This is a genomic window from bacterium (genome assembly GCA_029210965.1).
GTDB lineage: Bacteria > BMS3Abin14 > BMS3Abin14 > BMS3Abin14 > BMS3Abin14 > JALHUC01.
This window is the reverse complement of sequence record JARGFZ010000001.1, coordinates 1-13,729: the sequence shown is the minus strand read 5'-3', so window position 1 is coordinate 13,729 and position 13,729 is coordinate 1. Positions and strand designations below refer to the sequence as shown.

Here is a 13,729-nt window from a genome sequence, read left to right as displayed (position 1 = left end):
AATAGCACATCATCTGCTGCGTTATCACCCTTCGGAAAGCCTCGACGTATGTCGGCATATACGCCTCCGGTTTCCTCAGGATTCTGGCCTTGCATCTAATGCACTCTTGACGGCCGGTAAGCACGTTCCATCCAGTGCGATAAGGGCTTATTCGGAAATCCTCATCCCGCCGAGGGCGGGACTCACGGTATTCCTCAGGACTCCGGCCTTGCATCTCACCCATTCTAGCGCGCCGATAAGCGCATTCCATCCAAGTGCGATGTGCCGTCATTCCGGCATAAAAAAGGTCCCGTTCCTTACTCTTCCTCCCCCTGCTTGGCACGGCGTAGCTTGATGCGAAGACGGCTTGAGGGGGGAGGACCGAGGTGGGGGTGATTGGAATTTACCCATGTGACTAGTCACGGTGAAGCTGGCTTGTGAGGGCATAGCCATCGGCGACGCCCCAAAGCGAAGACGGAAGCGATCCCGGTTTCAAAAAAAGCGATCAGAGCTTTAACGCGGAGGGCCGCAGGTCGGCCATTGTGCGGCCGAATCGCAGAGAGCCGCTGAGGAAATATGAAATCTGGAGAAACCTCTACTTGCGTCATTCCGGAAATTACGCCCCTCGGCGTAATTGTCCGGAATCCAGTCGACTCTATCATAGTATGAATAGCTGGTATGATTAACTTGCTGGGAGTATGGGTATGCCACAATTCACTGCCTGCCTGACACCCTTGGTGCGTGGGGGCAGGTCAGAAGCATCCAAGGTTTTCTAAAGGCTCAAAGGGGATAGTAAATAACAGAAGGAAAAATTAGATTAATTTACAATGCGACAGCTTTCGTTCCTTGTCGGGGAATTCTGGGGGTCAGGGCGGGAATTTAGCAATTTATGACATTGTCACTTGGTTTTGCAGATGATCTTGCTTATGGCTGACCTGCTGAGATTAAGGAACGCCGCTACATCGGACTGAGTGTATGCGTAAAGCTTAAAGGCGTCCTGGATGATCTTGTTTCTCGTATCAAGATCGCCATATTTACAACCAGCGAAAAGTTCAGCCAAAACCGGCCTGGGATTGAGATTTTTCCAAGATTAAAGCCCCTCTCTGTGACCTCAGTTGACTCAGTGGTAAAAAAACATCGCTTTTATAATTACAGCGCCTAAACTCAGCTTAAAGGTTTTACCTGCGATGCGGCCTTTAGTTGGCCGCGCTGCGTCCCCTGCGGTTAGCCAACTTTTGATCTTCTCCTGCGTTCTGCGTGCTGCGTTCTGCGTTCTGGTTTTAGATTCCCTTCCTCGTCCCCGTTGAAAAGCTCCTTTAGCAGGCCCTTTGCCATGGTATGAATAGCTGGTATGATTAACTTGCTGGGAGTATGGGTATGCCACAATTCACTGCCTGCCTGACACCCTTGGTGCGTGGGGGCAGGTCAGAAGCATCCAAGGTTTTCTAAATGCGAGGATGTTGAGCAAGTAGATGATTTCCTCGATCCAATACACACCAACTGCCATACCAAGTGTTATCTAGAATGCTTTGCTGGGAAAGTGACAGGTGAAAACCCCTATTAGAAAGGGAGGAAAATGTCTCAAAGTGAAAAAAATACTTCTAAGATCAATGTACAAGCCGGGATCTTTCTAATTTTTTCAATTTTGGTTGGAGAAATCCTCGCATTAAACATACCTGGGGATTTAGGAGGTATTATCTGGACAGGTCTCCATTTTGTGCTATTTCCTTTGTTCAGTTTTATTTTCATCTTTGTCTTATTTCTAAGATTATGGCGGAAAAATTTGGATGAGCCATTGTTTCTTAACATAATAGTATTATTTGTCTTGTCCATTTATATTTACCTATCTGTAACAGGAAATATCTGGTGGGGCCAATTCATCAAAACCTTCAGGTTTATTGGTTAAGGTAAATTATAGAACCGAACCTCAGTTTCTCAGATTTACAAGGGCGCATATAGCGCCCTTCGTTCTTTGAAAACCAGGCTGCATTTCCCGAAGGCCCTGAGCCTGCCGAAGGGTATCACTCCGACCACCTCGGCACGCCCTTGTTCCTGACGGATGTTTCAGGCACAGTTGTCTGGCGAGGTGAGTACCTGCCCTTCGGGGAGGTTTTCTCTGAGGATACCGAAGTTTCCCCAGTGTAACCCTGTGGAGCAGCCTGGGAATGGCTGCACTGTGGTAAATTAGCTTTAAACGCTTTTGAAGGAACCGCGATTCATCCCAAGAATTAGCCTTTCTCTATGTTCTCAGTGAGCTCAGTGGTAAAAACAACGCTTTTAAAGAAACTGGATTCCGGGTCTTCGCTTTCGCTCAGCCCGGAATGATGAGAGTGGTTGTTCTTCGATATAAAAAGGCTCCCGATCGGGGAGCCTTTTTCACGTTTAATGATTGTAACCGTTCACGGTTCACGGTTCACGATTCACCGCTTTTAAAACTTCATCGGTACCTTGATCTCCTCCTCCACCGGTTTGATCTTCTCCATGTAGATCTTCATATATTCGTCCACAGTGGGGATGCGCCCGAGGAGGGAACACAGGGCGGCAACGTGGGAAGATCCCAGGTACACCTGGGCGCCGGTGCCCATACGGTTGTCAAAGTTCCTCGTGCTGGTGGAAATCACGGTGGCGTCCGAGGCCACCTGCCCCTGGTTTCCCATGCACAGGCTGCAGCCCGGGACGTGTACGTTCGCTCCGGCCGACATCATTGTCTGGTGGACCCCTTCATTGGCCAGGGCAATGTTGCTCTCCCTGTCGGGGGGCACGGCCCAAAACCGCATGGTCGGGGACAGCTGCTCATTCCCGATGATCCTGGAAACCGCCCTGAAATCGGTGACATCCGTCATACAGGAACCAACAAACACCTCGTCGATAGTTGTACCGGCAGCCTCGGAAAGGGTTACGATCTTATCGGGATCGTTGGGGGCGGCCAGCAGCGGTTCGGTGATAGAGGTCATATCCACTTCGATAATATCAGCGTAGGGAGCGCCTTTGTCTCCCGTGAGGATCCCAGGATTTTTCAGCCAGGTTTCCATCAGGCTGATGATGACCTGTATCTGTTTGGACGGGTTTCTCTTAATGAAGTTTTCCCGCAGGAAGGTCATGTTGTTCCGGACGTACTCTATGACCTTATCGGGATCGTGGGAAAAGACGCTGGCAGCGGCTGATCTTTCGGCTGAGGTATCGGTGAACTTGTAGGAACTCTCAACGCTGATGCCCTCGAGACCTTCAATCTCCAGGATCCGGTCAGCAAATACATTAACCTTGTTGTCCCCCTTTTCAAGGTTCAGTTTGCCTTGCCTCATGGCAGAGTAGGGAATGGCGTTGACGAGATCTCTGGTGGTGATACCTGGCTGGATCTTTCCTGTGAAGCGCACCAGCACTGACTCAGGCATGTCAAGAGGCAGGTACCCCTGGCTGGCCGCAAAAGCCACAAGGTCTGAACCTGCCGGGAAACTGATCCCTATGGGAAAACGGGTGTGGCTGTCCCCGCCTGTGCCCACGAAGTAGGGGAGACAGAAACGGTTACCGTTGGTGTGTATGATCCCATCTCCCGGTTTGAGGGCAATACCGCCAAGCCTGCTGGTAAAGTCAGTCAGGGTGTGCTGCATGAGAGCGTCTTTGCTGCGCGGTCCGGCTGCCGTGTGACAGAAGGACTGGATGAAGACTGTGGCAAAGTGCGTACAGGCAAGTTCTTCGAGCTCCTGCCTGGTCATTTTACCTGTTGTGTCCTGGGAAAAGACCAGGTTAGCCTGGGGTTCCACGTAGGAGCCGGGAAGGGCTCCCTTGACACCACTGGCTTTACCCACAAGCTTCTGGGCCAGAGAGAAAAGCTGACCTTCAGGGATATCCGGTTTTTCTGGCAAGTGGACTGCTGAAGGGCCGAAATCGATACCTAGTTTAGTGCAGTGCTCTATGGCCCGTTGCGTGAGCTTTCTGCCGATGATGAGAAGGTTTCTGCCTCCGGCCCTGTATTCGTCCTTTATGGACCCGGGTTCGATAGCGAACTCCACCAGGACCTTGCCCGACCCCTTTTCAAGGACCTTTCCTGACTGGAAATCCACCTCGACCACCGTTCCCTCCTTCAGTGCCCCTGCCTGGCAGCGTACAGGAACAGCTCCGCAGCCGCGCAGGGTGTTAAAGAAGATGGGAGCGATCTTCGAGGCCATGACGATGCCACCGCGTCTTTTGTTGGGCGTGTTTGGTATGTCCACTCCGATCCACCAGACCAGGCTGTTGGACGCCGACTTCCTGCTGCTGCCCGTCCCGACGACATCACCCGCAAAGAGTATGGGCAGCTCGGGATTCGCTTTCTTGAGCATTTCAACCCTTGACAGGAACTCCCTGTCGTGAGGGCTTGTGGAGAGCATTGACAGGGCGTGCAGGGGGATGTCGTCCCTCGTCCCCGCCTCCTGGGCTGGAGAGAAAAAATCTGTGTTGATCTCCCCGGTTGTCCTTGCAACCACACAGGTTGTCTTTTCGGGAAGGGCCTCGGCATTGCCGAACCAGTCGGCCTCTGCCCAGCTACGCAGCAGGTCGGCAGCATGGGTGTTGCCCGACCCGGCAAGATTTGCGACCTGGGTCAGGACGAGGGGTGAAACCAGGATGAGGTTGGAAAGGACTGCTGCGGCCGTCGCGGGCATATCTCCATCAAGCTCGATGGCATCAACGAGGTGCAGGATATTGGCCCCACCGCCCATCTGTCCGAGGATCCGAACTGCGTCCAGGGCAGTGATATAAGGACTTTGGACCTTGCCCTTGACGATGTCCCCCAGGAATTGGGCCTTTACAAAGGATGCGTCCGTAACTCCGGGCGGCACCCTTTCGGTAAGAAGGTAGGTAAGAAAGTGGATCAGCTTGTCTGCGGCATCCTCCTGGTTTTCAAAGACAAACCCTTTCGGATCAAGGTCTTTTTCCAGAAGTAGCTCGCAAAGTACGGAGGTCTGCCTGTCATCCAGTGCCGCAGGCGGGATTCCGAGTGCATTCCGTTCGGATGCGCTCTTGAAATAGTCGTGGGCAAAATCGGTTAATTTACTCATTAAGTCCTCCGGAAATTAAAAATGTGTAATTGTGAAAATGAACCGCTTAATTTGATGGTGAAGCTGTATAAATAATTGATATAAAAGGTTTTAAAATGGAACTTGGAATTTGTAACTTAAAGCTGGCTGCACAGTAACCTGAATATTGTATACAATTTTTCCGCTATGTAAAGTGGGAAGGGCCGTGATTCGTGATTCGGGACTCGTGATTCGGGAAAAAAATGAAATGATTAATTCCAAATACTCAGAAAGGCTGGGAGAAGGAATAGTGAATATGGAAGGTGGAATTAAGGCACACCCGTTTTTTCGCCAGGTCGCTCAGTCGCCCAGCCTGCCCTGAGCAAGCAAAGCGCGTCGAAGGGTAGCCAGTTCGGAAGGTTTAAATTTAGCTTTTCTACTGACTCCCGGCTCCCGGCTCCTGACTACTGCTCTTAATGATCTCTATTTCCGCTTGTTGTCGGAGATCACTGACCAGTTGTGAGATCATTTCACGGGCTCGCTCCCGTCTTATCCGCGTGATGATATGTGGTTTCATCTCCTCAATTGACTTCGTGGTGGACGGGGTAGTGGATACGATCTTGATTATATGAAACCCATTGCGTGAGCGAACAGGTTCGGTCACTGTTCCCTCCTTCAAGGTGAAAATCCTGGTATCCAGGACGCCCTGAATATCCCCTTTCTGGATAGGTCCCATGTCTCCACCGACGCTGGCACTTGCAGGATCCTCAGAATGCCTTCTTACAAGACGAATAAAATCGGTGCCTGTTGAAGCATCCCTGTATATGGCATAAGCACGGCCCTCCGCCTCCCGCCATTCGTCGATACCTGCCCCAGACGAAACGCGGATAACTATCTGTCTGGTTCTGACCGATTCAGGTTTTTGAAATTTGTCCCTGTTCAGTTCGTAATATTCCCTGATCGCGTCCTCGGTGACATGGATCCTGGAGTAAACCTCTTTATCCAGAAGACGTTTTATGGATAGTCGTCTGAATATGGTTTTGCGAAACTCTTCGGGGGACATATTGTTACACTGGAGGACGGACATCAATTTGTCTTCTCCGCCGAGACGTTTAACCTCCTGCTGATAACGTTGAACGCTCTCCTCCGTAAGCCCGTGAAACCGGTGTTTGAGACTTTCCTGGTATAGCAGTTCGATGTCGACCAGTCGCTGCAGAGCTATTTCATTGTCAACTTGATCCTTGTCGAAACCAGGGTTTTCAATATCCCCGCGCTGCGATATCAGGTTCCTGACCAAAGCGGCTTCAATAGCGCATGAAAGGTCCAATTCAAAGATCGTGACTCCGTTTACGTGGGCCACCGGCTCCCCTGGATCAGCCGGCCAACAGGTACCGGTCACGAGAACAGTCAGGAGGATAGTTGTGATTGTTGCAAGGTATCTGGCAGGTAGGAAGCGCAGGTATAATCTGGATTTAGTTTGCATAGGTTCTTCGGAATGGATGTACATCATTACTGTGGACACTCTCATGCTGTGGACAAAATAAGGGGCGGCCCCATGAAGCCGCCCCCCCCTTAGCCTTCTAAATATACATCCTTGCCAATAAATGTCAATGAAGCCATGGTCTTGTTTCGGTAGGTCTATTTCATCGGCTGTCCATGGGGCGAGGTCGCCGGTGCCGCCGGGGGTTCCGGTGTGAAAAGAAGTTCGATATTTGCCTTTTCCCGCAACTGGGAAAGTTTCTGGCCGATGAGTTCATTGATCATACGGTTCTTAAGGTCCTGGGCGATCTTATCTTTTACCTCCTCAAAGGGGGTGGTGGAACCATCCTTTCGATCGGTCACCTTTATTATGTGATATCCGAACTGGGTGAGGACCGGGTTGCTGACTTCGTTCACCTTCATGGAGAAGGCCGCTGCCTCGAAGGCTGGAACCATTCGGCCTTTGCCGAAGAAGCCCAGGTCTCCTCCCGAAGAAGCACTGGGACCTTCCGAATATGTGCGGGCAAGTTCCGCAAAATCGGCACCAGCCGCTTTGGCTTTGGCAGTTATTTCTTTAGCCTTTTTAAGGGCCTCATCCTTTTTCTCCTGTGGATCAGCTTCAGCTGAATTGATGAGGATATGGCTGGCCTTGACCTCCTCCTGGCTGGAAAAATTCTGAGGATTCTGGTCGTATGCTTTACGTACTGTCTCCTCCGGGACTACTGCCTCCGTGACAATAGTTCCCTCCACAAATTTCTGTATGGTCAGCTGCTTGGCTATATTGGCTTTGAGAGAGGCCTCTGTGAACCCTCGGGACTCCATTTCTGCCTGGAACTCCTCTGCGGCCTCGTAACGTCCGGAAAGCTCGCCGAAAGCTTTGTCTATATCTTCCTTGCTTGCTTTAAAATCGCTCTTTTCTGCGGCCTGAAAGAGAAGTTCCCCATCGATGAGCTGGTCGAGGATCCTGGGCCCGAACTGAACCATGAAGGAATCCAGAGCGCCGCCATCCATGCCGTTCTGCATGACTACGTTGCGCACGGCGGTCTCAAGTTCAGACATGGGGACCGGTTGACCGTTCACCAGGGCCGCTGCATCGCCGGTGGCGGCAGCCTCAGGAGGAGCTGATTCTGTGGACTGCTGTCCCTGGCTGCAGGAATAAGTAAACAGTATCAGGAGCATTGCTATTAGTGCTGTGGTAATCCTGGCTGTACGCATAAACCATCCTTTCAGATGCTAGTTATCACCGCGGGTATCTTGATGCTCCGGTGCGGGATAAGACGGGTTCTAGAACAGGTCGGCCTTGGCGATAGGACATCGTCGACCAAGTCCAAAGGCCTTCCAGCTGACCTTGATACCTGGTGCCGCCTGTTGACGTTTGTATTCATTGCTCTCTACCATATTGAGTATGTTTTTAACAAGCTCGGAGGAGTATCCCATTTCGACGATCTCAGGGAGTGTTTTTTTCTCCTCAAGATAAGCTTTCAGTATTGTGTCAAGAAGATCGTAGGAGGGAAGGGTATCAGAATCTTTCTGATCATGCCTGAGTTCAGCGGAGGGGGCCTTTGTTATAATGCTCTCCGGGATGACCTCAACCGTCCGGTTGATGTGGCGAGCCATCTCGTAAACTTCACCTTTATAGAGATCACTGATAACCGCAAGCCCGCCGGACATGTCCCCGTAAAGGGTGCAGTATCCTGTGGCCAACTCCGATTTATTGCCGGTGGAAAGAACGAGATGACCGAATCTGTTAGAAAGGGCCATAAGGATGTTGCCCCTTATCCTCGCCTGAATGTTCTCTTCGGTTGTGTTGCCGGGAAGACCATCAAGGCCTTCAGTCAGGTCTTTCAGGTACTGTTCGTAGATTCTCGTAATGGGGATAGTGGTGGTTTTCATACCGAGATTGGCAGCCAGAAGCTCGGCGTCGTTTACGCTCTGGACAGAGGTATAGGGTGACGGCATGAGGATACCATGAACATTTGCTGAACCTAAGGTTTCACATGCGATAACGGCTGTAACCGCCGAATCGATCCCACCAGAAAGTCCCAGCACACAAGTCCTGAATCCGCATTTGCCAGCGTAATCTGCAAGTCCCGTTGAAAGAGCCTTAAACATTGTTCCCATCGTATCCTTGATAGGGTTGTATTTGGAGACTGGGCGTTTTGAGTCGGAGGCTGAGTCGGCGCGCGATATATCGTCAAGATCGATCACCAGAAGTTGTTCACGAAAATCATCAGCGAGGGCGATGATGCTGCCTGCGGGGTCCAATGCAAGGCTTCGCCCGTCCAACACCAGTGAGTCGTTGCCGCCAACCTGGTTGACGTAGAGTACCGTAGCCCCGAAACGCCTGGCTGTGTTGGCCAGCATCTCATATCTCATGGGTCCCTTGCCGTGACTATAAGGTGAGGCAGCGATGTTGATCAGAGGAGTATTGGGGTTTGACGTGAGCACATCTTCCACTGGGTCGAAATGGTACTGGGGTCTGGTCCAGTAGGTTTTGTCGTTCCAAACATCCTCACATACCGAAATGGCGATGGGCCTACCGTCGACCTGGGCCACTGTGAGGGTTGCGCCGGGCTCGAAGTAGCGACTTTCGTCAAAAACATCGTAAGTAGGAAGGAGGACCTTGAAATGAGTCGCAAGGATGTCCCCCCGTCGGATGAGGATGGCCGCGTTATTAAGAGACTTGCCGACGTTGCTTTCATCCCTGGGCATAATGCTTCCCACCAGGATTGTGAGGTCAAGTCCTTTTGACTCAAGTATGAGGCGGCTAAGCGCCTGGCTGGCTTCAAGAATAAATGTCCGATTTTCAAGAAGATCCAGAGGAGGATAACCTGTAAGGGAAAGCTCGGGGAAAACAGCCAGGGAAGCGCCTTTTCCCTCCGCTTGACGTGCGCCACGAAGTATTTTTTCGAGATTACCGTCAAAGTCTCCGACGGTTGTGTTGATCTGATGAAGAGTGACGATCAATGGGTTCACCGGGTCCGTGTTGTTTATTGGGTTTGATAAACCTGAAAATACCTAACTTTGATAGGGTCGCAAAAAGTCCGTAATCGGCTTTTTGCTCCTCGGAAAGGAAAAAGTGTCATTTTCACTTTCCTTACAAATCAATGACTTACATCCGCAGTCATTGATTTGGGCGCCCCCCTCGGGGCGCCTTGATGACTTTTTACAAAGCCATCAACTTTTTGGTTTAAATCGGCATCTTCTGTCATAAACAGGAGACTGTCAATAAGCCAGTAGGTTTGAATCAGTACCCGGAATTCATTAGCCAGTAGCCGTGAGGTTGAAATAGACACGAGGACACGGGGACGCGGGGAAACTTCCGACTGGGCGACTGAGTGACCTGGCAAAAGGGCAGTACCTATTATTTCAGTACCTTGGAGCCAGGAGAAAAGCAGTAAGGGGAAGGGTACTCCAAAGCCCAAAGGGCGGGCAGTGATCGGTGATCAGTAATCGGTGATCGGTAAAATCCCGAGCCCGAGCCTGCGCCCGAGATCCGAGGCGTGGCGTCGTCGGACTCTTCGCTTTCAGGTTTTAAGTACCTACGAGCATCCTCGAACCCCGACAGCCTAAACCGCACTCATGTGTCAAATTTTGAAATATGGGTGTCTATATGTTACACACTTTTTCCTGCAGCAGGATCCTCTGAAATCATTTTTCTTAGATATTAGGTGTCTTCACAAGTAACCCTATTGGCATGTTACTTGCCATTTATTCTGCATTATTCAGCACAGAAAGTGCTACCTGGAGCGGCAACGGGGGATCAAGGGCCCAATTTTTTAGACAGAGCCGGGCGCGTTATAATCGGTCTGGTGGAAGGTCCATCCTGTGTTGGACAAGGAACTGCTCATTAAACAGGCGAATCGGAGAACGAAGTGAAAAGAATTTATTCAATTGAAGAGGTCTGTATAGGGTGCCATCTTTGCGAGGTCCATTGTCAGGTGGAGCATTCCAGGTCCAGAAATATCATCAAGATCTTCAAGGATGAAGTCCCGCCGCCTTTCAGGATCACGGTTGAAGAGGCCGGGCCTGTCTCTTTCGCTACTTCGTTCAACCGAAACGGGAGGTGGTTCACGAGATCATCAGCGACGATGACCTTGTTGCAAGGTGAGTTTTCAAGATCAACATCTCCATAGAGGATGCCTACGTCTTTGCATCCGGCAAGGACATGAGCGTGTTCAAAGGGGTCGGTTTCCCTGAAGAGATCGCAGCGTTTTTCGGACTTGAGGACTATTACGGGTATATCTGGACGGCCCATGGACGCTTCCCTACCAACACGAAGGGATGGTGGGGCGGAGCGCACCCCTTCAGTCTCCTGGACTGGACCGTTGTTCATAACGGGGAAATATCCTCCTATGAAGCAAACCGACGCTTCCTGGAGATGTACGACTATATCTGCACCATGCACACCGATACAGAGGTCGTGGCTTACGCCGTGGACCTTCTGGCAAGAAAACACGAACTTCCCATTGAAACGGTGATGGACATCTTTTCCCCACCAGTATGGGAACAGATCGACAGGATGCCCAAGGAGGAAAGAAAATATTTCGAGGCCCTCCGAAGAGTCTACGGGCCCCTCCTGCTCAACGGGCCCTTTGCCATCATCGTCGCTCACCATGGGGAGATGGTGGCCCATACCGACCGAATCCGGCTCAGGCCAATGGTGGCCGGACTAAGCGGCGATATCGTTTACACCTCCTCGGAGGAATCGGCTCTTCGCCTGATATCACCTGACCTTGACCGTGTCTGGATCTATGTGGGTGGGTATCCGGTCATCGCCCGCCTCAAAGGGAGTCCCGGGCACGATATTGTAGAGGGCGGGAAGCCTATCGGCGGCAGCGAACTTCTGGAGGCAGGAAAATAATGCTTACATCACTACTTCCCGAATTCACGGTGGACAGGGACGAGGATAGGTGTATCCAGTGTCGGGTATGCGAGCGGCAGTGTTCCTTCGATGTGTACACACACGACGATGACAACGACGTCATGGTGCACAAAGAGAAAAACTGTGTCGCCTGCCAGCGCTGTGCCGTACTCTGCCCTACCAACGCCCTGACCATCAGGAACAACGACTATACCTATAAACCCAACGCCAACTGGGCCAGGGAACACATCCAGGACCTGAAGAAACAGGCTGAAACGGGTGGTGTCCTGCTTACCGGCATGGGATGCGACAAACCCCACAAAAACTACCGGGACCACATCCTGATCAACGCTTCCCAGGTGACCAACCCTTCCATTGATCCACTCCGTGAGCCCATGGAGTTAAGGACCTTTCTGGGCCGCAAGCCGGATCGTCTGAAAATGGAGAAGGGCAAGCTTCAGAAAATAGAATATCCCGGCGTAGAGTTGACCACCCCTATCATGTTCGGCGCCATGTCCTACGGAGCTATTTCCTATAACTCTTTTTCATCCCTTGCTCGGGCGGCCCACGAATACGGGACCCTTTTCAATACGGGGGAGGGGGCTGGCCCAAGGAGCTCAGGAAGTACGGCAAAGCCACCATCGTGCAGTGTGCCTCTGGACGGTTCGGGATCGATCTGGATTACTTTAACGATGCGTCTGTTGTGGAAATAAAAATTGATGACTTCGCAAAAAGTCATCAATGCGCCCCGCGCGGGGCGCCCAAATCAATGACTCACTCCGTAAGTCATTGATTTGTAAGGAAAGGGAAAACGACGCTTTTCCCTTTCCGTGGAACGAAAAGTCCCGGATTGGACTTTTTGCGACTCTATCAAAATTGGACAGGGCGCCAAGCCCGGCATTGGCGGGCACCTTCCCGGGGAAAAGGTTTCGGAGCACATATCCCAGACCAGGATGATTCCTGTTGAAATGTATAGCAGTACCGAGTTTAATTGTGCGCAGAGTGTCCTTTCCGAGTTCGCCCCGCAGTTCGGAATGGACAGGGACACAGCTATGAAGGTCGCGTGTGGACTCGGATCGGGGATGGGAAGATCAGGGCACATATGTGGTGCTATTTCAGTAGGTATGCTTGTCCTTGGCCTGAAGTATGGGATGACGGACCCTGATTTCCCTGAGGACAAGAAATTAACCTATCAGAAGGTATGCGAACTTCTTGACAAGGTCATCGCAAAACAAAAATGCACAAATTGTTATGCTCCAATTTGCATCAAATAGCTCAAAAATAGTCTTATGACGCAAATTCTTGAAATAACTAAGCACTTCAGAAACGTCCTGAATATTCATAAACCCACAACATACTGATATGTATGATTAATTTAAGGTTGCATGAATGTTATTTGTGGCATTGATGTTGCAGATTGTAAATTACAAATGTTACAGATTCCGTCAATGAGACGCAAAATATTTAGTTGATCGACAAAGACTCTTAACGAAAATTGATGCCCGGAGGAAAGCCCCTGATGATTATCGCAAAAACCCTCAATTTATGGAAAACATTGAAACTGACAGGCTTTGTCCTTGGATGTTTTATGATCGCGGCACCCTGTTTCGCTGGTGGAACCTCGGTTGGCGATACGGCACCTGATTTTTCTTCCCTTTCAACATCAGGGCGCTTTTTTAACCTTTCGGGGATCGAAGGCAAAAATGTTCTCCTGAGCTTCTGGTCCGACTGGTGTTCATCGGAACGACAGGAACTGACCTTCCTCAAGAGGGTAAGCGACCACTACCCGGAGGTTGTTATCGCCATAGTGGACTCGGAAACAGGAACTCCAAGCATCAGGTCCCTCACAAGGATCGCAAGGTCTCTTGAAGAGTGGCATATTGATGCGAAGATTCTCATCGACAGGGACCTTGAAGTCACGGAGCTATATAATGTTACCGCACTACCCACAAGCCTGTTGATCGATTATTCGGGAACGATCACTTACCGTCAGCCTAACTTCTTCAACGGCGATACAGATGGGGTGAGCGCTTCACTGGATAGAGCCGTTTCCGTTTCCTTTCTGCAGGAGCGAAAGGATCAATGAAATTGACTAATTGACCGTGCCTGGATATTACGGGGCAGCCTTGAGGCTGCCCCTTTTTTCTTTTTACTAGCAGCGTGTCGGGAAACCTGCGCACGCTGCTAGCTGGTTTGTCGGAAGACGCGCTTTTCCTGTTTCGTAATTTGCAACCCGGGTTATTATCCCGGGAACCGTCACGGTGAACGACCCGATGGGCTTCTTTAGGCTAATCGCGGTTTCCAATCCCCATGCCTGAAGAGCTTCAACAGATTGTGGGTCAGGCACACCAGATCCCACTCGGCCTGACAATGATCCAACCCGCGGAAGCTGAACCGGCGGAATCCACGGGCC

Annotated in this window: 7 protein-coding genes and 2 pseudogenes; 5 read left to right on the top strand and 4 right to left on the bottom strand. The window is 50.9% G+C overall.

Annotation, left to right across the window (positions count from 1 at the left end; genetic code table 11):
• Positions 1 to 2,408 precede the first annotated feature (2,408 nt).
• The 4 genes from P1S59_00045 to P1S59_00030 form a co-directional block, all read right to left on the bottom strand.
• Complete coding sequence (locus tag P1S59_00045; protein ID MDF1524654.1) at positions 2,409 to 5,015, bottom strand: bifunctional aconitate hydratase 2/2-methylisocitrate dehydratase; 2,607 nt, start codon at positions 5,013 to 5,015, stop codon at positions 2,409 to 2,411.
• 394 nt (positions 5,016 to 5,409) lie between these two features.
• Positions 5,410 to 6,456, bottom strand: coding sequence for a peptidylprolyl isomerase (locus tag P1S59_00040; GenBank protein ID MDF1524653.1), 1,047 nt, complete (start codon positions 6,454 to 6,456; stop codon positions 5,410 to 5,412).
• Positions 6,457 to 6,611: 155 nt separating this feature from the next.
• Entirely contained in the window at positions 6,612 to 7,667 is a 1,056-nt protein-coding gene (locus P1S59_00035) for a peptidylprolyl isomerase (GenBank protein ID MDF1524652.1), read from the bottom strand.
• Between the two features lie 69 nt (positions 7,668 to 7,736).
• Positions 7,737 to 9,419 carry an NAD+ synthase gene (locus P1S59_00030; GenBank protein ID MDF1524651.1) on the bottom strand — a complete coding sequence of 561 codons (1,683 nt, stop codon included), beginning with the start codon at positions 9,417 to 9,419 and terminating at the stop codon, positions 7,737 to 7,739.
• A 1,165-nt stretch (positions 9,420 to 10,584) separates the two neighbouring features.
• Here P1S59_00030 and P1S59_00025 point away from each other — a divergent pair.
• The 5 genes and pseudogenes from P1S59_00025 (at position 10,585) to P1S59_00005 (ending at position 13,402) form a co-directional block, all read left to right on the top strand.
• Positions 10,585 to 11,316, top strand: a pseudogene (locus P1S59_00025) (glutamine amidotransferase family protein).
• Positions 11,316 to 12,029: a glutamate synthase-related protein gene (locus P1S59_00020; protein MDF1524650.1), complete on the top strand. Its 714-nt coding sequence runs from the start codon at positions 11,316 to 11,318 to the stop codon at positions 12,027 to 12,029. The pseudogene P1S59_00025 and the gene P1S59_00020 overlap by 1 nt, the downstream one beginning before the upstream one ends.
• On the top strand, positions 11,960 to 12,109 hold the full coding sequence (locus P1S59_00015) for a glutamate synthase-related protein (GenBank protein MDF1524649.1): 150 nt from the start codon (positions 11,960 to 11,962) through the stop codon (positions 12,107 to 12,109). Before P1S59_00020 ends, P1S59_00015 begins: the two co-directional genes overlap by 70 nt.
• Before the next feature lie 76 nt (positions 12,110 to 12,185).
• Positions 12,186 to 12,281, top strand: a pseudogene (locus P1S59_00010) (glutamate synthase-related protein).
• Between the two features lie 623 nt (positions 12,282 to 12,904).
• Entirely contained in the window at positions 12,905 to 13,402 is a 498-nt protein-coding gene (locus P1S59_00005) for a redoxin domain-containing protein (protein MDF1524648.1), read from the top strand.
• The last annotated feature ends 327 nt before the right edge of the window (positions 13,403 to 13,729 follow it).